At 62.1% G+C, this 20,548-nt stretch carries 14 protein-coding genes and 5 tRNA genes; 7 read left to right on the forward strand and 12 right to left on the reverse strand.

The window, feature by feature from the left end; all coding sequences use genetic code 11:
* Nucleotides 1-336 precede the first annotated feature (336 nt).
* The 4 genes from J3350_RS02745 to J3350_RS02760 form a co-directional block, all read right to left on the reverse strand.
* Entirely contained in the window at nt 337-1,758 is a 1,422-nt protein-coding gene (locus J3350_RS02745) for a glycine--tRNA ligase (protein ID WP_097792784.1), read from the reverse strand.
* 156 nt (nt 1,759-1,914) lie between these two features.
* Nucleotides 1,915-2,400 carry a 23S rRNA (pseudouridine(1915)-N(3))-methyltransferase RlmH gene (rlmH, locus tag J3350_RS02750; RefSeq protein ID WP_207685590.1) on the reverse strand — a complete coding sequence of 162 codons (486 nt, stop codon included), beginning with the start codon at nt 2,398-2,400 and terminating at the stop codon, nt 1,915-1,917.
* Nucleotides 2,401-2,413: 13 nt separating this feature from the next.
* On the reverse strand, nt 2,414-4,663 hold the full coding sequence (locus tag J3350_RS02755) for a DNA gyrase subunit A (protein ID WP_207685591.1): 2,250 nt from the start codon (nt 4,661-4,663) through the stop codon (nt 2,414-2,416).
* 95 nt (nt 4,664-4,758) lie between these two features.
* Nucleotides 4,759-6,750, reverse strand: coding sequence for a type IIA DNA topoisomerase subunit B (locus J3350_RS02760; RefSeq protein ID WP_118551511.1), 1,992 nt, complete (start codon nt 6,748-6,750; stop codon nt 4,759-4,761).
* A gap of 272 nt (nt 6,751-7,022) precedes the next feature.
* On the opposite strand from J3350_RS02760, the gene J3350_RS02765 reads away from it, so the two are divergent.
* From J3350_RS02765 to recG, 6 genes are all read left to right on the forward strand, one after another.
* Nucleotides 7,023-7,098, forward strand: a tRNA-Phe gene (locus J3350_RS02765).
* Between the two features lie 36 nt (nt 7,099-7,134).
* Nucleotides 7,135-7,210 (forward strand) — tRNA-Gly (locus J3350_RS02770).
* Between the two features lie 29 nt (nt 7,211-7,239).
* Nucleotides 7,240-7,313: transfer RNA gene (locus tag J3350_RS02775), tRNA-Asp, on the forward strand.
* Nucleotides 7,314-7,350: 37 nt separating this feature from the next.
* Nucleotides 7,351-7,426, forward strand: a tRNA-Gly gene (locus J3350_RS02780).
* A gap of 28 nt (nt 7,427-7,454) precedes the next feature.
* A tRNA-Cys gene (locus J3350_RS02785) sits at nt 7,455-7,529 on the forward strand.
* 103 nt (nt 7,530-7,632) lie between these two features.
* A complete protein-coding gene (gene recG / locus J3350_RS02790; RefSeq protein ID WP_207685592.1) occupies nt 7,633-9,702 on the forward strand; it encodes an ATP-dependent DNA helicase RecG in 2,070 nt (689 codons plus the stop codon).
* A gap of 59 nt (nt 9,703-9,761) precedes the next feature.
* On the opposite strand, the gene J3350_RS02795 is transcribed toward recG, so the two are convergent.
* On the reverse strand, nt 9,762-10,427 hold the full coding sequence (locus tag J3350_RS02795; RefSeq protein WP_207685593.1) for a metallophosphoesterase: 666 nt from the start codon (nt 10,425-10,427) through the stop codon (nt 9,762-9,764).
* Between the two features lie 163 nt (nt 10,428-10,590).
* Between J3350_RS02795 and J3350_RS02800 the strand changes: the two genes are divergently transcribed.
* Nucleotides 10,591-11,931, forward strand: coding sequence for a D-alanyl-D-alanine carboxypeptidase family protein (locus J3350_RS02800; RefSeq protein ID WP_207685594.1), 1,341 nt, complete (start codon nt 10,591-10,593; stop codon nt 11,929-11,931).
* Between the two features lie 44 nt (nt 11,932-11,975).
* On the opposite strand, the gene J3350_RS02805 is transcribed toward J3350_RS02800, so the two are convergent.
* The 7 genes from J3350_RS02805 to J3350_RS02835 all read right to left on the reverse strand — a co-directional run bounded on the left by J3350_RS02805 (nt 11,976) and on the right by J3350_RS02835 (nt 20,540).
* A complete protein-coding gene (locus tag J3350_RS02805; protein ID WP_097792791.1) occupies nt 11,976-12,668 on the reverse strand; it encodes a peptidoglycan-binding protein in 693 nt (230 codons plus the stop codon).
* Nucleotides 12,669-12,672: 4 nt separating this feature from the next.
* Nucleotides 12,673-15,276: a peptidoglycan-binding protein gene (locus J3350_RS02810; protein ID WP_207685595.1), complete on the reverse strand. Its 2,604-nt coding sequence runs from the start codon at nt 15,274-15,276 to the stop codon at nt 12,673-12,675.
* A 177-nt stretch (nt 15,277-15,453) separates the two neighbouring features.
* A complete protein-coding gene (atpC, locus tag J3350_RS02815) occupies nt 15,454-15,861 on the reverse strand; it encodes an ATP synthase F1 subunit epsilon (protein WP_207685596.1) in 408 nt (135 codons plus the stop codon).
* On the reverse strand, nt 15,861-17,273 hold the full coding sequence (gene atpD / locus J3350_RS02820; protein WP_118551495.1) for a F0F1 ATP synthase subunit beta: 1,413 nt from the start codon (nt 17,271-17,273) through the stop codon (nt 15,861-15,863). Before atpD ends, atpC begins: the two co-directional genes overlap by 1 nt.
* Before the next feature lie 160 nt (nt 17,274-17,433).
* Nucleotides 17,434-18,318 carry an ATP synthase F1 subunit gamma gene (gene atpG, locus J3350_RS02825; protein ID WP_207685597.1) on the reverse strand — a complete coding sequence of 295 codons (885 nt, stop codon included), beginning with the start codon at nt 18,316-18,318 and terminating at the stop codon, nt 17,434-17,436.
* The gene (gene atpA, locus J3350_RS02830) at nt 18,305-20,059 is read right to left on the reverse strand and encodes a F0F1 ATP synthase subunit alpha (RefSeq protein WP_118551491.1); all 1,755 of its coding nucleotides are present in this window, start codon (nt 20,057-20,059) and stop codon (nt 18,305-18,307) included. The genes atpG and atpA overlap by 14 nt, the downstream gene beginning before the upstream one ends.
* On the reverse strand, nt 20,049-20,540 hold the full coding sequence (locus J3350_RS02835) for an ATP synthase F0 subunit B (protein ID WP_097792797.1): 492 nt from the start codon (nt 20,538-20,540) through the stop codon (nt 20,049-20,051). The genes atpA and J3350_RS02835 overlap by 11 nt, the downstream gene beginning before the upstream one ends.
* Between the last annotated feature and the right edge of the window lie 8 nt (nt 20,541-20,548).

Here is a 20,548-nt window from a genome sequence, read left to right on the forward strand (position 1 = left end):
CCTTTCCGGCCTTGCGTCGGGGAGGCAGACAATTTTTATGCACCCCCGACGTTTTATGCGGAAGGGGGGATGCTTCATGACGCTCTTGGAGACTTTAGCTCTGCTGACGCTGCTTGCAACCGTCGGCTTTGGCATGTTCGACATCGCATGGAAGATCTTTACACATAAAAAGTGACCGCCCAGCTCCCAACTCGTGCGGTCACTTTTTATAGTTGACATGCCGGAAAGGTGCTGACCGTTTGCCGGGCAGCATTCTCTTCGTCTATTTATACTATACCACAGCCCCGCCGAAATTGCAACGGCGGGGCTGATTTTATCGCTCTGAAATCAAAAAACTCAGAACTCGATCTTGCTCTCGATATAGCTCTTCAGCTCAGAGATGGGCATACGGACCTGCTCCATGGTGTCGCGGTCGCGGACGGTGACGCAGTTGTCTGCTGCGATACCCTTGGCCTCGTCACCGACGGTGTCAAAGTCCACGGTGATGCAGTACGGGGTGCCGATCTCATCCTCACGGCGGTAACGCTTGCCGATGGAACCGGTATCGTCGTAATCGACCATGAAGTACTTGCTCAGCTCGTTGCGGATCTCCATTGCCTTGTCGCCCAGCTTCTTGCTCAGGGGCAGGACAGCGCACTTGTAGGGAGCCAGCGCCGGATGCAGGTGCAGGACGGTGCGGACATCCTCCTTGCCCTTGGCATCCACGAGGTGCTCTTCGTCGTAGGCCTCGCACAGGAAGGCCAGCGCCACACGGTCACAGCCCAGAGACGGCTCGATGACGTAGGGGATGTAGTGCTCGTTGGTCTCGCTGTCGAAGTACTCCAGGCTCTTGCCGGAGGCCTCCTGATGACGGCTCAGGTCGTAGTTGGTGCGGTCGGCAATGCCCCACAGCTCGCCCCAGTCGGTGAACGGGAAGGCATATTCGATATCGGTGGTGGCACGGCTGTAGAAAGCCAGCTCTGCGGGCTCGTGGTCACGCAGGCGCAGGTGCTCCTTCTGGATGCCCAGGCTCAGCAGCCAGTTCTCGCAGTAATCCTTCCAGTAAGCGAACCACTCCAGGTCGGTGCCCGGCTTGCAGAAGAACTCGCACTCCATCTGCTCGAACTCGCGGGTGCGGAAGGTGAAGTTGCCCGGCGTAATCTCGTTGCGGAAGGCCTTGCCGACCTGGCAGACGCCGAAGGGCAGCTTGCGGCGGGTGGTGCGCTGGATGTTGGCAAAGTTGACGAAGATGCCCTGTGCGGTCTCCGGGCGGAGGTAGCAGGTCGAGGAGCTGTCCTCGGTGACGCCGATGGCCGTCTTGAACATCAGGTTGAACTTGCGGATGGGGGTGAAGTCATGCTTGCCGCAGACGGGACAGACGATATCCTCGTGCTCGGCGATGAACTGGTCCATCTCGTCGAAGCTCATGGCATCGACATTCACTTCGGGGTGCTCGTCGCCGATGAGCTTGTCAGCGCGGTGGCGTGCCTTGCAGGCGCGGCAGTCCAGCAGCGGGTCCGAGAAGCCCGCCACATGGCCGGTGGTGATCCAGGTCTGCGGATTCATGATGATGGCTGCATCCAGGCCCACGTTATAGGGGCTCTCCTGCACGAATTTCTTCAGCCATGCTTTCTTGACGTTGTTCTTGAACTCGACGCCCAGCGGGCCGTAATCCCAGCTGTTGGCAAGACCGCCATAGATCTCCGAACCGGGGAACACGTAACCACGGTTCTTGCAGAGGTTGACGATCATATCAAGGGTCTTTTCGCTCTGTTCCATTGTAATAACATCCTTTCCGTCCGCGGCTGGCTTGCCGTGTCGTGTGTTGTGTTGCGGCAGCTTTCCCAACTGCCGTATGTCTTTATGCTACCATGTTTTGCCCGCTCCGTCAATGCTTTGCGTCTCCAAATATGGGGGGCCGGGCGCTGCGGGCCGTTACTTGTGGTATTTCATGCCCGCATTGATGGTGCAGGCGCGGTAGAGCTGTTCCGTCAGCACAAGGCGGGCCAGCTGGTGGGGCATCGTGATGCGGCCCATGCTGAATTTGAGCGCCGCCGCCCGCTTGATCTCATCGGCCAGCCCGTGGGACGAGCCGATGACGAAGGCCACATCCCCTGCCCCGCTGCCTGCGCGGTCGGCCAGAAAGCGGGCCAGCTCCTCCGAGGAGATTTGTTTTCCCTCGATGCACAGGGCCACGATGGCTGCACCTTTGCGGACGTTGGAGAGGATGGCTTTCCCTTCCTTTTCCAGCGCCTTTTTCACCACCGCATCGGAGGCGTTCTTCTCCTCGATCTTTTCTTCTGGCAGCTCGATGATCCGGAAGGACGCAAAGGCCGCCAGACGCTTCTGGTACTCGGCCACGCCCTCTGCAAAGTATTTTGCATTGAGCTTGCCGACACAGATCAGGTCGATATTTTGCATAACGTCGTCTCCTTTACAGAAGCGTCAGCTGCTCGCCTTCGTCCTCGGCGCGAATGAGGGCACCGGTGGCGGGCAGGCTGCGGACGCGGTAGCGGTGGGGGTTGGCCAGTTCCAGCGTCTCCGCCGGGACGACCGACGCGATGTGCTGGTTCTTCTTCAGGGTGACGACCGCCACGCCCTGACTGTCGCGGGTGGCCTTGGCGCTGATCTGCGCTGTGCCCACCAGCAGCATCCGGCCTGCGCTGGTGCGGATGGCAAGTTCCGTCTCTTCGGGCAGGAAGACCATCTTCGCCAGCGTTTCCTTGTCGCAGTAGGCCTTGAGCAGCTTGCGGCGGTTCAGCTTGGTGGCATAGGAATTCAGCGGGATCTTGGCGCACTTGCCGCTCGCAAAGAAGAAGAGCATGAAGCCGGAATAATCGCTCGTGATGACCATGGCCAGAACGTTCTCGCCCTCGTCCATGCCCAGACGGCCCGGAATAAAAATGCCCATCTGCGCCACTTTTCCGTCTTCCAGTTCGTTCAGGCGCACCTTGTACACCTGCTGCCGGTCGGTGAAGAAGAGTGCCTCCACGTTGTTGCGGGTCTCCACCTGCTGGATGATCTCGTCGCCCTCCTTGAGCTTGTGGGCACCGGCGGTGCGCAGGCTCTGGGGCGGGATCTTTTTCAGGTAGCCCTCGCGGGTGAAGAAGACGGTGACCGGATAATCCGGGATGACCTCTTCCTCGGTGCCGCTCTCTTCCTCCGGCAGGTCGTACAAAATCTCGCTGCGGCGGGGCTGGGCGTACTTTTTGGCAACATCCGTCAGCTCTTTGATGATGATCTTCCGGATGCGGGCGGGCTTTGCCAGAATGTCGTTCAGGTCGGCGATGTCCTTCTCCAGCTGCTCGATCTCCCCGGTGCGCTTGAGGATATACTCCCGGTTCAGGTGGCGCAGCTTGATCTCGGCCACATAGTCGGCCTGCACCTCGTCGATGCCGAAGCCGATCATCAGGTTGGGCACGACCTCGGTCTCCTCCTCGGTGGTGCGGATGATGTGGATGGCCTTGTCGATGTCCAGCAGGATGGCGGCCAGACCCTGAAGCAGGTGCAGGCGCTTTTCCTTGCCGTGAAGGTCGAAGAAGGTGCGGCGGCGGACGCATTCCATCCGGAACGCCGTCCACTCGTTCAAGATTTCCCGCACACCCATGACCTTCGGCTGACCGGAGACCAGAATGTTGAAGTTGGCGCTGAAGCTGTCCTCCAGCGGGGTGGTCTTGAACAGCTTGGCCATCAGCTTCTCGGCGTCCACGCCGCGCTTGAGGTCGAGGGTCAGCTTGAGGCCGTTCAGGTCGGTCTCATCGCGCATGTCGCTGATCTCTTTGATTTTTCCGGCCTTGACCAGCTCGGCGATCTTGTCCATGATAGCTTCCACCGTCGTGGTGGGCGGGATCTGGGTGATCTCCAGCATGTTCTCGCCGGGCACTACATTATAACGGGCACGGACCCGAACGCTGCCGCGGCCGTTCTCGTAGATCTCCCGCATCTGGGCTTCGTCGTACAGGATCTGGCCGCCGCCCACGAAATCCGGGGCCGGCATCGTGGTGGAGATGTCATGCCGGGGGTCCTTCATCAGGGCGATGGTGGTGTTGCACAGCTCGACCAGATTGAACGAGCAGATGTTGCAGGCCATGCCGACGGCGATGCCCAGTGTGTTGTTGGCCAGGATGGTGGGGAACGTGACCGGCAGAAGGGTCGGCTCGGTGGTGGTGCCATCGTAGTTGGGGACGAAATCGACCGTCTCCCGGTCGATGTCCCGGAACAGCTCCTCGCAGACGCCTTCGAGCTTGGCCTCGGTGTAACGGGCCGCTGCACAGGACATATCCCGGCTGTAGGCCTTGCCGAAGTTGCCTTTGCTGTCCACATAGGGCACCAGCAGGCTCTCGTTGCCCCGGCCCATGCGGACCATGGTGTCGTAGATGGCCGCATCGCCGTGGGGGTTCAGGTGCATGGTGCCGCCCACGATGTTGGCGGATTTGGTGCGGGCCCCCTTGAGCAGGCCCATGCCGTACATCGTGTACAGCAGTTTGCGGTGGGCGGGTTTGAAGCCGTCGATCTCCGGCAGAGCGCGGGAGACGATGACGCTCATCGCATAGGGCATATAGTTGGTCTCCAGTGTGCGGGTGATGGGGTCTTCCAGCACACTGCCCGCATTCAGGATCTCAACACCGTCGCCCAGCTGTGGGCGGACCGGCTTGAGTGCTTTCTTTGTTGTTCGTTTTGCCATTCTTCTTTTATCCTCTAAATAAACCTCTCAGTCTCGCTCACGCTCGACAGCTCTCCTGTCAGGAACAGCGACACTGCGCAGCATGGACGGAGAGGTCAAGACACATCCAGATCGTCCAGATACTCTGCGCCGTGCTCTGCGATGTGCTCCTTGCGTCCGGCGAGGTTGTCGCCCAGCAGCAGGTCGAACACGCGGGCGGTCTCCTCCACATCGGTGGGCAGCACCTTGATGAGGCGGCGGCTCTCCGGGTTCATGGTGGTCAGCCACATCATCTCCGGGTCGTTCTCACCCAGACCTTTCGAACGCTGGATGGTGTATTTCTTCTCGCCGATCTCCTTCAGGAACGCCGCCTTCTCCGGCTCGGTGTAAGCGAAATAGGTGCGGTCTTTGGTGGTGATCTCGTACAGCGGCGACTCCGCGATGTAGACATAGCCCTCGTTGATGAGGGTGGGCGTCAGGCGGTAGAGCATGGTCAGCACCAGGGTGCGGATCTGGTAGCCGTCCACATCGGCATCGGTACAGATGACGATCTTGTTGTACCGCAGGTTGTCCAGATTGAAGGTCGCCAGCTCCTTGTTGTGCTTGCCGCCCAGCTCGACGCCGCAGCCCATCACCTTGATGAGGTCCACGATGATGTCCGACTTGAAGATGCGGGCATAGTCGGCCTTGAGGCAGTTCAGGATCTTGCCGCGGATGGGCATGATGGCCTGATACTCGCTGTCGCGGCTCTGCTTGACGGCACCCATAGCCGAATCACCCTCGACAATATACAGTTCGCGGCGGGAAGCGTCCTTGGTGCGGCAGTCCACGAACTTCTGCACCCGGTTGGCGAGGTCGATCTGGGTGGAGAGCGTCTTTTTGATGCTCTGGCGCGTCTTTTCGGCATGTTCCCGGCTCTGCTTGTTGACCAGGACCTGCTGGCAGATCTTCTGGGCTTCCTCCGGCTTTTCGAGGAAGTAGACTTCCAGATAGTGCTTCAGGAAATCCGTCATCGCCTGCGAGACGAATTTGTTGGTGATGGCCTTCTTGGTCTGGTTCTCGTAGCTGGTGCGGGTGGAGAAGCTGGACGAGACATAGACCAGGCAGTCCTGCACATCCTGAAAACTGATGGCGCTCTCGCCCTTCTTATAAAGATTCTTGTCCTTCAGGTACTTGTTGATCTGGTAGACGAAGGCCGTGCGCACCGCGTGTTCGGGGCTGCCGCCGTGCTCCAGCCAGGAGGAGTTGTGGTAGTATTCCAGCAGCTGCACCTTATTGGAGAAGCAGAAGGCCGCGCTCATCTTTACCTTATATTCCGGCTGGTCCTCGCGGTCGCGGCCGGTGGCCTCGCTCTCGCAGCTGAACACCGGGGTCAGGGTGTCCTCGCCCGCCGTCTCGGCCACGTAGTCGGCGATGCCGTGCTCGTAGCACCAGCTCTCCTTCCAGGCCTTGCCGGTGGCGGGGTCCTTCTCCTTTTCGTCGGTGAAGTTCAGGGTCAGCCCCGCGTTGACGACGGCCTGACGGCGCAGCACATCCTTGTAATAGCTGCCGGGGACGTCGATGTCGGTGAAGACCTCGTCGTCCGGCTTCCAGTGGATGATGCTTCCGGTGCGGCGGCCCTTATAAGGTTCCTTTTGCAGGCCGCCGACGTTCTCGCCCTTTTTGAAGTCCAGATGATAATGATAGCCGTCGCGGTAGATGTCGGCCGTCATCCAGGCAGACGAATACTGGGTGGCGCACAGGCCCAGACCGTTCAGGCCCAGGCTGAACTCGTAGTTGTCCTCGCCCTCGCCGTATTTGCCGCCTGCATACATCTCGCAGAACAGCAGCTCCCAGTTGTAGCGGCCCTCGCCGTTGTTCCAGTCCACGGGCATGCCGCGGCCAAAGTCCTCGACGATGACGCTGCCGTCCTTGCAGCGGGTCACGTTGATGGTGTCGCCGTGGCCGTCGCGGGCCTCGTCGATGGAGTTGGAGACGATCTCAAAGATCGAATGGGCGCAGCCCTCCACACCGTCCGAGCCAAAGATGACCGCCGGGCGCTTGCGGACGCGGTCCGCACCCTTTAATGAAGTAATGCTCTCGTTACCGTATTCCTGTTTTCTTGCCATGTTCACCCTCCCGGTCTGCACGGATACGCCCCGTACCCTTTGCCGGCCGAATCGTTTTCTAGTTTTCTATTAAACCATAGGTTGTTGTCAATGTCAATTTTGCGTTTCGTCCCCCGCCGTCGGCCCGGCCCGGCCGGAGAGCATCAAAAATCCACTTCTATTATTTATCGTCCGGACGCATTTTTCAAGAAAAGTCTGATTTTTTTCGAAAAAATTTGCATTTTCCTCTTTACAAATCCAGAATTTCGGGTATAATAATCATCGTCCGGTGCGCCTCTGTAGCTCAGTCGGTAGAGCAGGGGACTGAAAATCCCCGTGTCATTGGTTCGATTCCGATCGGAGGCACCACCTTTCAGAAGAACAGAGATCTGTTCTTCCGAATATGCGGCCGTAGCTCATCTGGTAGAGCGCCACCTTGCCAAGGTGGAGGTAGCGAGTTCGAGCCTCGTCGGCCGCTCCATAACGGAGTGGAAATATCCGCTCCAATATGGCCCGGTAGCTCAGTTGGTTAGAGCACCAGCCTGTCACGCTGGGGGTCGTCGGTTCGAGCCCGATCCGGGTCGCTCATCCTAATGGTGCAGGGACAAATGCACCGAATATGCGGCCGTAGCTCATCTGGTAGAGCGCCACCTTGCCAAGGTGGAGGTAGCGAGTTCGAGCCTCGTCGGCCGCTCCAAATGGAGTGGAAACATTCACTCCAATATGGTGACGTGGCCAAGTGGTAAGGCAAGGGTCTGCAAAACCCTCATCCACCAGTTCAAATCTGGTCGTCACCTCCAAAAGATTCCCGAACGTGAAAGCGTTCGGGATTTTTTGTTTTATTGCATCCTCCCCTTCCCCGTGTTACAATAGCGGTATCCTGTGCAGAAAGGAGCGTATGCCATGCCCGCTCAAACCACCGAGACCCACACCACCCTGACCCCCGATACGCCGGTGCGGTATCTGAAAGGCGTCGGCCCCAAGACCGCCGAGCGGTTCGAGAAGCTGGGCATCGTGACGCTGGCGGACCTGCTCTGCCACTACCCGCGCAGATATATGGATTTTTCAAAGCCCTACTCCATTGCCGAGGCACCTTGCGACACCGAGTGCGTCGTGAAGGCCGAGGTGTTCGCCAAGCCCGGCGGGCGCATCCTGCCCGGCGGGCGGCGGATGGAGCGGATCACGGCGGGCGACGATGTTTCCAGCCTGGAGATCACCTGGTTCAACAATCCCTACGCCGCCCAGAAGCTGGAACTGGGGCAGGCATATTATTTTCAGGGCATCGTGACCGGCGGGATGCTCCGCCGCCAGATGGTCAACCCGCAGGTGCGCACCGAAGCGCAGATCACCGCCGCCCCCTTCGAGGCCGTCTACCCCCAGACCGATGGGCTTTCGAGCAGCGTCATCGCCCGGTGTGTCCGCCAGCTGCTCCCCCATGCCGAGCTTCTGCCCGACCCGCTGCCGCCGGAGATGCGCCAGAAATACCGCCTGCTCTCCAAGGCAGAGGCCGTGCGGGCCATCCACTGCCCGGAGAGCGAGGAAGCCGCCTTTGCGGCCCGGCGGCGGCTCATCTACGAAGAACTGCTCATTTTGCAGCTGGGCATCGGCCGGATGAAGAACCGGGGCAGCGCCGCCACCGGGGCACCGATGCAGCTTCTCGACCCGCAGCCGTTCTGGGATGCGCTGCCCTTCTCCCCCACCGGGGCCCAGCGGCGGGCCGTGACGGAGATTCTGACCGACATGGCAGGCGGGCAGTCCATGAACCGCCTGCTGCAGGGCGATGTGGGCAGCGGCAAAACACTGGTGGCGGCAGCCGCCATCTGGGCCTGCATCCGCAGCGGCTATCAGGCAGCGCCGCTGGCCCCCACTGAGATTTTGGCTTCCCAGCATGCCGAGAACCTGAACCGGATGCTGGCCCCGTTCGGGATGCGGGTCGCCCTGCTGACCGGCGGCATGAAAGCCGCCGCCCGCCGCACCACGCTGGCTGCCATCCGGAACGACGAAGCCGACCTCGTGGTGGGCACCCACGCCATCCTCAGCGAGGGGGTCGCCTTTGCCCGGCTGGGTCTGGCCGTGGTGGACGAGCAGCACCGCTTCGGGGTGCGGCAGCGGGGCCTGCTGGCTGAAAAAGCCGAGAACCCCCATCTGCTGGTCATGAGCGCCACGCCCATCCCCCGCACCCTGGGGCTGCTCCTCTACGGCGACCTCGACATCTCGATCCTCGACGAACTGCCGCCGGGCCGCAAGCCGGTCAAGACCCGGTGCATCACCGGGAAGAAACGGCGGGACCTCTACGGCTTCCTTGACCGGGAGATCAACGCCGGGCGACAGGTGTATATCGTCTGCCCCGCCATCGAGGACACCCCCGACGGCGGGCTGAACGCCGTGAAGACCTACTACGAAGACATCGCCAAGGCGCTGCTACCTGACCGCCGGGTCGGCCTGATGCACGGCAAGCTCAAGCCAAAGGAAAAAGCCGCCGTCATGGAGGACTTCAAGGCCGGGCAGTTGGACGCGCTGGTCTCCACCACCGTCATCGAAGTCGGCGTGGACGTGCCGAACGCAACGGTCATGGTCATCGAGAACGCCGAGCGCTACGGCCTGAGCGCTTTGCACCAGCTGCGCGGCCGGGTGGGCCGCGGTGCGTCGGAGAGCTGGTGCTTCCTCGTCAGCGACAACACGAGCGAGCCAGTCCAGAAACGGCTCAAATTCCTCTGCTCCACGGCAGACGGCTTCGCCGTGGCGCAGTACGATCTGGAAACGCGCGGCCCCGGCGACTTTTTCGGGAGCCGCCAGCACGGCCTGCCCACCCTCCAGATCGCCGACCTGATGAACGACACCCGCACCCTCCACGCCGCACAGAGCGAAGCCGCCGCCCTGCTGGCCGAAGACCCGCTCCTCACCGCACCAGACCACGCACTTCTGGCCGCGCAGGTCGAGCAGATGTTCGAAAAAGCCGGTGCGATGAACTGAACCAGCAGCAAGGGGCAGGCCAAAAGCGGCCTGCCCCTCGTTTTCTATATTATATATAATTATTTCATGGGAATGATCTCGCAGAAAACGCACCGGCTCTTGGTGGAAAGGGCCACATCCTTGTGGTAGCAGCCAAAGAACCATTTTTCGTAGTGCAGCTTCAGCAGGATCTTATCGAGGAAGAGGTGCAGCCGGTTCGACTCGCCCAGCGCCAGCGCAGTAAAATCCAGGAACCTGCTTGGGGCGTCGTGGGTCAGCACATAATCTACCTGCCAGCCGTTTTCTTCCAGCGTCTTTTCGCAGAAGGCATATTCCTCATCCGAGGGCATCTCCTGCGGCCACCAGTTGACCCCAGGCTCCCGTTCCTCTTTGTCCTGACTTTCGGCCCCGCCGAAGCAGAGATATTTCTTGCCTTCCAGCGTCAGCACACTGCCCCGGCAGACATGGTAAACATTGCCGCCCAGCGCCTGAACCGTTCCGCCGAACCGCTCCTCGGTCGGGTACTGGGCCAGCAGGTCGTAGTTCTCATGGCAGCCATCCAGAAACAGCAGCGTGTAGGGGCGTTTGCGCAGCCAATCCAGCTTTTTCTGTTCCTCTTTGCTGCCGTCCCACACGAACCCGAAATCGCCCAGCACCACCACGGTATCCCGCCTGCTCAGCCAGCGGAGCCTGCCGTGCCTGAACCGGTCGATGTCGCCGTGGGTGTCTCCCGTCAGATATACCATTCGTTTCCTCCCGCCCTGTGTGAAAGCTGTAAAAGCCCTTGTCTCCGCAGGGCAAACCTGTTATTATAAAAGAATGAAGCTCCGGCTTCTTCCTGTTGTCCTATCCGGCCGCATCCTGCGCCCCGGTCTTTCTATTTTATCGCTTTTTGAAGGAATTGTCCACATGAAACGTATTTTTGCCCTCTTTTTGTCTCTGGCGGTCCTGTTCAGCTGTTTGGCTGTGACGGCAGGCGCCATGTTCGACCCCAGCCCCGTCTACGAGGTGCAGGCCAAGAGCGCCTACATCGTGAACACCGACACCAACATCATCGTCTACGACAAGGACAGCCAGAAGCAGGTGCCGGCCGGCGGCCTGACGAAATACATGACCATCGCTCTGGTGATGTCCAACTACGCCGACCAGCTCGACAACACCTTTACCATGCCGTTCGCCATCTCGGATTACGTCCACAACTCCGACAACGCAGACATGCGCTCCGGCGAGACCTTCACCTACCGGGAAGCGCTCTACGCCATGGTGACACGGAACGCCAACGAGGCCGCGATGGGCCTGGCGTACGAGCTTTCCGGCGGAGACCTGGCCGGGTGGGTGAGCCAGATGAACACCCTGTCCCAGCGCATCGGCACGACGGGCAGCACCTGGACCGATGCCTGCGGCCTGGACAGCGGCAACACCACCACTGCCGTGGACATGTACCTCATCCTGCGCTACCTGATGAGCTTTGATGCCTTCCGGGAGATCTCCAGCGCACCGACCTTCACGATGCCCGCCAAGGAAAAACACGCCAAGAGCTTCGTTCTGGTCAGCCAGAACGTGGCCCTGAACAAAACGAGCGGCGGCAAGTTCTACCGCAGCGCGATGCAGGGCGGCATCTGCGACGTGATGGCTTACAAGAACGACAACGGCGACCAGAGCTATGTCTCCTGGGCCAACAAGAACGGCGCGACCTATATCTTCTGCATCATGCAGAGCCCTGACACCTGCGACGATTACGGCTACGCGAACCGCCGCCCGGCCCTGTGTGAGACGACTAAGCTCATCGACTGGGTGTTCGACAGCTTCTCCATCCAGGCCGCGCTGGACACTGACCAGGCTCTGGCCGAGATCCCGGTGAAGTATTCATCCGACACCGACACGCTGCAGCTTTACCCCGACGACAACATGATGACCCTGCTGCCCTCCTCCGGCGACGGCACCGTCACCCAGAAATACTTCCATCTGCCCGATTATGCCGCCGCCCCCATCCATCAGGGCGACGTCATCGGCACGGTGGAGCTCAAGCTCGCCGGTGAGACCATCGGTGTGGTCAACCTCATCGCCGGGCAGGATGTCCGCCAGAACGTCCTGCTCTTCACCGTCTCGAAGGTGCAGGACTTTTTCCACAGCCTCTACCTGAAGGTCGTGATCGTCATGAGCCTGCTCGCCCTCGCCATCTATGGCCTGTGGTGGCTGCTCAATGTCTGGCATGGCCGCAGACCGACCAAGAAGATTCACCGCCGCTGACAGACGAGGGCAGGAACCAGACCGGTTCCTGCCCTCGTTTTCGTTCAGTCGATCGTCGTTTTGGTCCGGCCCACGCCGATGACGGCCGTGGTGATCTTTTTCCAGGTGTTGCAGCCGCAGACGCCGTCCACCGCGAGGCTGGTGCGGCGCTGATAGCCCCGGAGCGCCTCTTCCGTCCGGGTGCCGAACAGGCCGTCGATGCGGTTCCCGGTCTGGTAGCCCAGCGTCGAGAGGGCGTCCTGCAGGATCATCACATAGCAGCCCCGGCTCCCCCGCCGCAGGGTGGGGTAGCCCGCCGTGGTGCCGCGGCACGCGGGGGTGCCGTAGCGGCGGTCGAAGTGGACCCAGGTGGGCGTCTGGCTCAGCGGCTCCACGTAGCCCCACGCCCCGGTCGCGCGGGCGGCCCTGTAGATGGCCGTGCGCTGGGTCTGGCTGAGGCTCTGGCCCACATCAAAGGCCACCCCCGCATAGTGCTGGCTGCGGGTGCCGTGGCCGCCCTCCCAGATGCGGCGGAACGCATACCCCACCGGGATGCCGCGGCCGTACGTGCGGCGGGTCAGGTTCCAGGCCTCCATCGCCGCGATGGTGGTCCAGAGCACCGGGCTGTTCGATCTGCCCCGGAACTCCCGCAGGGTCAGGGTCCGGCCGGTGCTGTAGGGCATGGGGTCGTTCTCGCTCAGGCTGTTATAGGTGTAGACCTTGTTTTCGTAGGCATCGTAAATAAGCAGCCGTGCCATTGGGTCATCCCTCCTCCAAATCACATGCGCAGCTCTGCGCCCGCAGTGCCGCCCAGGTCTCGCGGCCAACGGTGCCGGTCTGCTGCAGGCCCGCCCGCGCCTGCGCGGCCTTCACAGCCACCGTCTCCGCCGGGCCGAAGGACGAATTATCCCGCACGAAGCCCTCCCCGCAGCAGAGGTTCGCCCGGCCGTTGATCCACTGTTCGATCTGCATCACATCTGGGCCGACGCTCCCTTCCTTCATGGCCCGGCCCGGATATGCCATCTCCCGTGCCGCATCCCGGTCGGGGTTGGGCATCCCGGTCGCCAATTGCAGGCTCAGCGCCTCCACCGCTGTCCAGGTCTCGGCATCTGCGATGCCGGTCTCCGGCAATCCGAGCAGCGCCTGGGCACTGCGGGTCGCGGCGGCCGTCTCCCCGGTGTAGCTGGTGGCCAGCGGCGGTGCCTCCACGCTCTCGAAGTAATAAGCGATCCGCCGCAGCAGGATGGTGTAATACAGCACGTCGCTGCCCTCGCTGCCCACCGTCAGCGGCTGGCCGGGGTAGGGCAGCCGTTTCAGTGTGACCACCGGGCCGCTGCTGCGCAGAGCCGAGGCTTTGCCGTAGAGCGACTCCCAGGTCGCCCGCCCCACGATGCCGTCCACCGTCAGCCCTGCAAACCGCTGGTAGGCCCGCACAGCGTTCTCGGTGGCCGCACCAAAGCTGCCGTCGATGCCCACCGCCGGGATGCTGGATTCATAGGCGCTCAGGAGGTAGAGGTAAAATTGCAGTTCCCGCACCGCCGTGCCGCTGCTGCCCCGCCGGAGGATGCCCGGATACTCGCCGGGCCGCAGGCTGGACGACAGCAGTTTGTTGGCGATGTCGTTGTAGACCTCGTACAGCTTGTTCCAGGTGGTGCGGCCCACCACGCCGTCGCTGGTCAGGCCGAAGTAGGTCTGGAACCGCTTCACCGCCGCCGTGGTCGCCGCACCGAACCTGCCATCCACGGTGAGGTCGTTCAGTCTGGAATAGACGGTGTGGGCGATCTTGAGCCAGAACTGCACGAGCCGCACGTTCTGGCCGCTGGCCCCCTCCCGCAGAGCCGTGCCGGGGTAGGCGTTGGGGGTGCCGTTGTCCGACTGGATGCTCCGGAACTCGTTGTAGATGGCGTTCCAGGTCTCGCGGCCCACCACGCCGTCCACGGTCAGGCCGTACCGCCGCTGGAAGGCCCGCACCGCGCTGGCCGTGGCCGCGCCGTAGCGGCCGTCCACCGAAAGGGACGGGAGGGCGGATTCGTACTGCGCCAGCGTATTCAGCCAGAACTGCACCTGCTCCACCGCGCTGCCGGTGGAACCGGTGCGCAGGGCCGTGCCGCCCCAGCTGCCGTCCGACAGGGTGCCGCTGGAGGTCTCGCCCTCGCTGGTCAGTTCGGCAAGGTCCTTGACCGACACATAGATATAGCTGATCTTATACCAGGTCTGCCGCCCCACCACGCCGTCGGCGGTCAGGTTGAACTGCCGCTGAAACGTCTTGACTGTGGACGCCATGCGGGGGCCGAAGACGCCGTCCACGGTCAGCTTGCCGAAGAAGGGGTAATCCTTCGCGATGCGGTTCAGCTGCCGCTGCAGCGTGAACACTGCCGTGCCGGAATCGCCCTGCCGCAGCGGCGAGCCTGGGTAGCTCTGCGGGATGGCCTGGATGTTGTTGGTCCGGACGATCTCGATGTCGCTGCCGTAGTAGTATCTCAGGATCTGAAGCGGTGTTTTGCCCTGCTTTGCCAGCGTGACCGTGCCCCACTGCTTCAGGCCCGGACAGGTGACGGACTTGCCGTCGCAGTATTCGGAGTAATAGGGATTGACCGTTCCGGTCTTCCGAAGATAGGTATTGAAGATGTCGTCCGTCAGCCGGACCATGACATCGAACACGGTCCGCCCGTGGACGTAATACTGGTCGTAGCTGGTGGAGTTGGTGATGTTGAAGCTGTAGCCCCGGCTGGGGTACCACTCGGTGTAGATGCGGTTCAGCGCCAGCGAGATTTGGCAGTGGATGTTCGCCCGCAAGGCGCTTTCCGGCCAGGTCGGGTAGACTTCGCTGGACGCCACGTTGGCGATATACCTGCGGAACGAGACGGTCACGTTCCGGGCCGAGGCCGCCGGTTTGCCCAGATGGACCGTGATGTTCTTCGGGATGATGACCCAGTCCAGCACACGGGGCGCGCACGGATCGGCAGGCGCTCTGCCGCTGCCCCCGCCGCCCGCAAACAGCGGGTGGGGCGGGATGACGATGGGCGGGTTCTCCACGTCCCGGTCCCCCTCCGTTTCGGGGATCATCTCCGGCTGGGCCAGCGTCACCTGCCCCGCAAAGACCTGGATGCCCTGGATGCGGACGGTGCGGTACCCCGCCTTCGAAGCCGTCAGACTGCACACCGCATAGGGCAGACGGGTGGTATTGTCCTCCTCCAGTGAGAGGGCACAGTCCGGGGCGGTCAGGGTCACGTCCGCGGCATTGCCCTCGGCGTCGGTCATCCGGGCCGCGGTGAAGCCGTCGCCGACGATGTTCACCGTGACCCCCTCCACCGGTGCCGACTGCCGGGCCGCAAATGCCTGAATGCGCAGAATTCCAGTCGCCATAAACAAAAACTCCTTTGCCGAAATGTTCGCTTGGTTCACTCACAGCGTATTCGGCAAGGAGTCGGAAGGTGCATGAAACAAACGCCCCCTGTCCGTCCGGAGGCATAGGCTCCGGAACCGGGCAGGGGGCGTTCATTGTTTGTTGTATCTTGGAAGGGAAAAACGGAACGGCCTGATTTACCGCTTGTACTTTGCGGCAGTCTGCAGGCGCTGCATGGCACGGTCAAGAGCGATCTTGCTCTGGTAATACTCGTGCATGCTCTGCTTGTGCTGCAAGCGCTCTTCGGCACGGATGCGGGCGGCCTCGGCGCGGTTGCGGTCGATGTCCTCCGGACGCTCGGCGCTGTCCACCAGCAGCAGAACGAAGGTGGGGGTCACTTCGGCAATGCCGTCGCCCACCAGCACATCGCGGGTCTCACCGTTCACGGTGAATTGCAGCATCCCCATGTGCAGGGCCACCAGCACCGGGCTGTGGCCGGCCTGCACACCATACACACCGTCGCCGGTGGGCAGGGTCAGGCTCTCACAATCGCCCTGATAAAACTCGCCGCTGGAAGCGGTGATGTTCAGCATGAACTTCTGCATCAGACGGCACCGCCCTTTTCCTCCGCGAGCTTCTCGGCGGCCTTCTGGCGGGCATCGTCCAGGGTGCCCACGTTGAAGAAGGCCCACTCCGGCAGATCATCGCACTGGCCGTCCACGATGGCGGCAAAGCCCTTGACGGTCTCGGCCAGAGGCACATACTTGCCCTGCAGGCCGGTGAAGTTCTCGGCCACCGAGAACGGCTGGGACAGGAACTTCTGCAATTTACGGGCGCGGGTGACGGTGAGCTTGTCTTCCTCGCTCAGCTCGTCCATGCCCAGGATGGCGATGATGTCCTGCAGCTCCTGATAGCGCTGCAGCGTTGCCTGCACCTTGCGGGCCACACGGTAATGCTCTTCGCCCACGATGTCGGCTTCGAGGATGCGGCTGGTGGAAGCCAGCGGGTCCACGGCGGGGTAGATGCCCTGCTCGACGATCTTACGGCTCAGAACGGTGGTGGCGTCCAGATGGGCGAAGGTGGTGGCAGGGGCCGGGTCGGTCAGGTCGTCGGCGGGGACGTAGACGGCCTGCACCGAGGTGATGGAGCCGTCGCGGGTGGAGGTGATGCGCTCCTGCAGAGCGCCCAGCTCGTTGGCCAGCGTGGGCTGATAGCCGACGGCCGAAGGCATACGGCCCATCAGAGCGGAGACCTCCGAACCTGCCTGCACGAAACGGAAGATGTTATCAATGAACAGCAGGACGTCCTTGTGGGTCTCCTCACGGAAATACTCGGCCATGGTCAGGCCGGTCTCGGCCACACGCATACGGGCTCCTGGGGGCTCGTTCATCTGGCCGAAGACCAGTGCGGTCTTGTTCAGAACACCGGAGGCGTTCATCTCGCCCCAGAGGTCGCAGCCCTCGCGGGAGCGCTCGCCGACGCCGGTGAAGATGGAGTAGCCGCCGTGCTCGGTGGCAACATTGTGGATCAGCTCCTGGATCAGAACGGTCTTGCCGACACCGGCACCGCCGAACAGGCCGATCTTGCCGCCCTTGGCGTAGGGAGCCAGCAGGTCGATGACCTTGATGCCGGTCTCCAGGATCTCGGTTGCAGGTTTCTGCTCAGCAAAGCTGGGAGCCTTGCGGTGGATGGGCCAATGGGGCAGCTCGTCCACCGGGCCCTTGCCGTCGATGGGGCGGCCCAGCGGGTCGAACATGCGGCCCAGGGTGCCCTCGCCAACCGGGGCGTTCAGGCCGTGGCCGGTGGCGGTGACCACCATCCCCTTGCCAAGACCCTCGCTGGCAGAAAGCATGATGCAGCGCACAGTCGTCTCGTTGACATGCTGCGCCACTTCCATCGTGCGCTCGGTGCCCTCAGCGGTCACCGTCAGCGCTTCCTGCAGGGCAGGCAGCTTGCCCTCGGTGAACTTGACGTCCACCACGGGGCCAGCTACGCGAATAATAGTTCCCTGTATCATACGATTGCCTCTTACTTACTGATTGTATAAACCCTCTCAGTCTCGCTTCGCTCGCCAGCTCCCCCAAAGGGGGAGCTTTTTCAAGTGATACGATTCTGCTCAAAACCTCGCCCTTCGGGAGAGGTGGCCGTGCGCCAGCACGGACGGAGAGGGTTCCTGGTTATTCGTTACTTTGCACCGCCGCAGCGCCGCCGATGATCTCGGTGATCTCCTGGGTGATGGAGCCCTGGCGGGTGCGGTTGTATTCGAGCTGAAGCTCGTGGATCATATCATTGGCGCTCTTGGTGGCCGAATCCATGGCGGTCATGCGGGCGCTCTGCTCCGCGCAGAAGCTCTCGGTCATGGCGCCAAAGATCATGCCGTGCATGTAGATGGGGGCCGTCTGCTCGAACACCGTTTTGGCGTCCGGGAACATCTCCACCTCGCCGCGGGGGTCACCCAGACCTTTCGGGGCGGGCTTCAGATGCTCACGGTCCAGCGGAAGCAGACGCTCCATCACCGGCTCACTGGTCAGCGCGTTCTGGATCTTGGTGTAGATGAGGTAGATCTCATCCAGCTTGCCGGACTTGAAATCGTCGATGGCGTCCACCGTGATGTCGCGGGCGCGCTGCAGCGTGGGAGCCGTGGCACCATAGTGGAACTCTTCCACCAGGCGCGGGTCCTTGTGGAGCAGGGCACGATAGCCGGTCTGACCAATGACGTAGAAGCGGGCATTGGGGTCGCTGCCGCACTGCTCTTTCAGGAACTTGAGCAGGTTCTGGTTGTAGGCACCCGCCATGCCCTTGTCGGCCGTCAGCACGACATAGGCACGGATGGGGTTTTCCTTCTCCCGCTCATGGAAGAACGGGTGGACCGGCTCGTCCGGCAGATGCGGCACGACGCGGGAGATGGTGTCCCGCATCCGGGTGAAATACGGCAGAACGTTCTGGTAGTTCTGCCGCGCCTTGCGGAGCTTGGAGGAGGAGATCAGGTACATGGCATTCGTGATCTTCATGGTATCCTGAATGCTCTCGATCCGCTCCTTGAGCAGCTTACTGGACGGCATGGCTCTCCCCTCCCGCATAGGTCTTCCACGCGGTCAGGATGGCGTCCACCTGCTCCGGCGTGATCTTGCCGGTGGAAGCGATGGCATCCATCGCGCCGGAAACATCGGCGTGGAAGGACCGCACAAAGGCGTTGACCTTTGCGCGCTGCTCAGCCAGCGGGAGCGTGTCCAGCATCCCGTGGGAGGCCAGCGTCAGGATGACGACCTGCTCGGCATCGGACTTGGGCTGATAGAGCGGCTGCTTGAGCATCTCGGTCAGGGCCTTGCCGTGTTCCAGCTGGCGGCGGGTCTCTGCGTCCAGGTCTGAGCTGAACTGTGCGAAAGACTCCATATCCTTGTACTGGGCCAGCTCGATGCGCAGGTTGGAGTTGGCCTTCTTCATGGCCTTGGTCTGGGCTGCGCCGCCGACACGGGACACCGACAGGCCGACGTTGACGGCCGGGCGGTTGCCTGCATTGAACAGGGCGCTCTCTAGGAAGATCTGACCATCGGTGATGGAAATGACGTTGGTGGGGATGTAAGCGGAGACATCGCCCGCCTGGGTCTCGACGATGGGCAGGGCGGTGATGGAACCGCCGCCCAGGTCGTCGCGCATCCGGCAGGAGCGCTCCAGCAGACGGGAGTGCAGATAGAAGACGTCGCCGGGGTATGCCTCACGGCCCGGAGAACGGCGCAGCAGCAGCGAGATGGCACGGTACGCCACAGCGTGCTTGGACAGGTCGTCGTAGACGATCAGCACACTCTTGCCCTTGTCCATGAAATACTCGGCCAGTGCGGTGCCCGCATAGGGCGCGATGTACTGCAAAGGAGCGCTGTCGGATGCCGTTGCAGCTACGATGGTGGTGTAGCTCATGGCACCGTGCTTCTTCAAATCCTCGGCCACGCGGGCGATGGAGGAAGCCTTCTGGCCGATGGCGACATAGATGCACAGCACCCCGGTGTCCTTCTGGTTCAGGATGGCATCGGTGGCGATGGAGGTCTTGCCGGTCTGGCGGTCGCCGATGATCAGCTCACGCTGACCGCGGCCGATGGGGAACATGGAGTCGATGGCAAGGATGCCGGTGTGAAGCGGGGTGTCCACGCTCTGGCGCTCCAGAATGCCGGGGGCCTGCTTCTCGATGGGGTTGTAGCCCTCTGCCTCGATGGGGCCCTTGCCGTCGATGGGCTCGCCCAGCGGGTCGATGACACGGCCCAGGAACTTTTCGCCCACCGGGATGCCCGCGCGCTTGCCGCTGCGGGTAACCAGGGTGCCGACGCCGACCGACTCGGCCCCGTCAAACAGCATGATGCCCAGACGGCCCGGTTCCACGCTCTCGACCATGCCCTTGGCACCGTTCTCGAAGGTGACGATCTCGCCGTAAACGGCGCGGTCCATCCCCTCGACCTGCACGATGCCGTCGGCGGAGGCGATGACCACGCCGCCCTCTTCCGAGGTCTGGGCGGGCTTATAATCCTCCACGCGGGTCTTCAGGGTAGCCAGAGAGGGCTTGCCGGCCATCATCTGGTCCAGCTGGTGGCGGCCGGAGTTGTCGAACATCCGGTCACCGACCTGCAGCACATAGCCGGAGAGCAGGCTCTCATCGACGGCCACGTTCAGGATGACCTCGGTGGCGTCGTAGAGCTTCTTTACCTCGTTCTTGATGCGAGCGATGTCCTCTTCGCGCAGCTGGTGGGCAGCGCGCAGGTCGGCCTTGACGATCCGGTTCTCCTCAAAGAACTCACGGCTGAATTCAGTTGCCATTGCCTGCACCTGCTTTCTCCAACAGATCGTCCAGCAGACGGGCGTCGTCCTGTGCGGTCAGGTGCCGTGCCAGCAGCTTTTCGCACATTGCACGGGCCAGAGCCGTGGTCTGGGCGTCGGCCTCGCGCAGCTTGTGCTGGCGCTCTGCCTCGGCCGCGGTCTTGCCCTCGGCAAGGATGGCGTCAGCCTGCTTCTGGGCGTCCAGCAGCAGCTGCTGCTTTTCCTTCTCCGCCTGCTGCTCGTAAGCCTTGCGGCGGGCAGCGGCCTCATCGTCCACATTGCGCAGCTTATCCTGCGCAGCATTCAGTGCTGCAGCGGCTTCGCTCTTGGAAGTCTCGGCAGCAGCAAGGGCGTCGTCCACCTGCTTCTGGCGCTCTGCGATGATGTTCATGACAGGCCTGTACAGGAACTTGCGCAGCAGCAAAAACAGGACCAGAACGTTGACGACCGTCCACAAAAGGTTCAGATTCAGTGTCAGCATTCGTCATG

It is taken from the genome of Faecalibacterium sp. Marseille-Q3530 (genome assembly GCF_017377625.1).
Classification (GTDB): Bacteria; Bacillota; Clostridia; order Oscillospirales; family Ruminococcaceae; genus Faecalibacterium; species Faecalibacterium prausnitzii_E.

Excerpts from the sequence above, each read along its gene's own strand:
- J3350_RS02745 (WP_097792784.1), bottom strand. The coding sequence starts at position 1,758 with ATGGAACAGAGCGAAAAGACCCTTGATATGATCGTCAACCTCTGCAAG.
- rlmH (WP_207685590.1), bottom strand. The coding sequence starts at position 2,400 with ATGCAAAATATCGACCTGATCTGTGTCGGCAAGCTCAATGCAAAATAC.
- J3350_RS02755 (WP_207685591.1), bottom strand. The coding sequence starts at position 4,663 with ATGGCAAAACGAACAACAAAGAAAGCACTCAAGCCGGTCCGCCCACAG.
- J3350_RS02760 (WP_118551511.1), bottom strand. The coding sequence starts at position 6,750 with ATGGCAAGAAAACAGGAATACGGTAACGAGAGCATTACTTCATTAAAG.
- recG (WP_207685592.1), top strand. The coding sequence starts at position 7,633 with ATGCCCGCTCAAACCACCGAGACCCACACCACCCTGACCCCCGATACG.
- J3350_RS02795 (WP_207685593.1), bottom strand. The coding sequence starts at position 10,427 with ATGGTATATCTGACGGGAGACACCCACGGCGACATCGACCGGTTCAGG.
- J3350_RS02800 (WP_207685594.1), top strand. The coding sequence starts at position 10,591 with ATGAAACGTATTTTTGCCCTCTTTTTGTCTCTGGCGGTCCTGTTCAGC.
- J3350_RS02805 (WP_097792791.1), bottom strand. The coding sequence starts at position 12,668 with ATGGCACGGCTGCTTATTTACGATGCCTACGAAAACAAGGTCTACACC.
- J3350_RS02810 (WP_207685595.1), bottom strand. The coding sequence starts at position 15,276 with ATGGCGACTGGAATTCTGCGCATTCAGGCATTTGCGGCCCGGCAGTCG.
- atpC (WP_207685596.1), bottom strand. The coding sequence starts at position 15,861 with ATGCAGAAGTTCATGCTGAACATCACCGCTTCCAGCGGCGAGTTTTAT.
- atpD (WP_118551495.1), bottom strand. The coding sequence starts at position 17,273 with ATGATACAGGGAACTATTATTCGCGTAGCTGGCCCCGTGGTGGACGTC.
- atpG (WP_207685597.1), bottom strand. The coding sequence starts at position 18,318 with ATGCCGTCCAGTAAGCTGCTCAAGGAGCGGATCGAGAGCATTCAGGAT.
- atpA (WP_118551491.1), bottom strand. The coding sequence starts at position 20,059 with ATGGCAACTGAATTCAGCCGTGAGTTCTTTGAGGAGAACCGGATCGTC.
- J3350_RS02835 (WP_097792797.1), bottom strand. The coding sequence starts at position 20,540 with ATGCTGACACTGAATCTGAACCTTTTGTGGACGGTCGTCAACGTTCTG.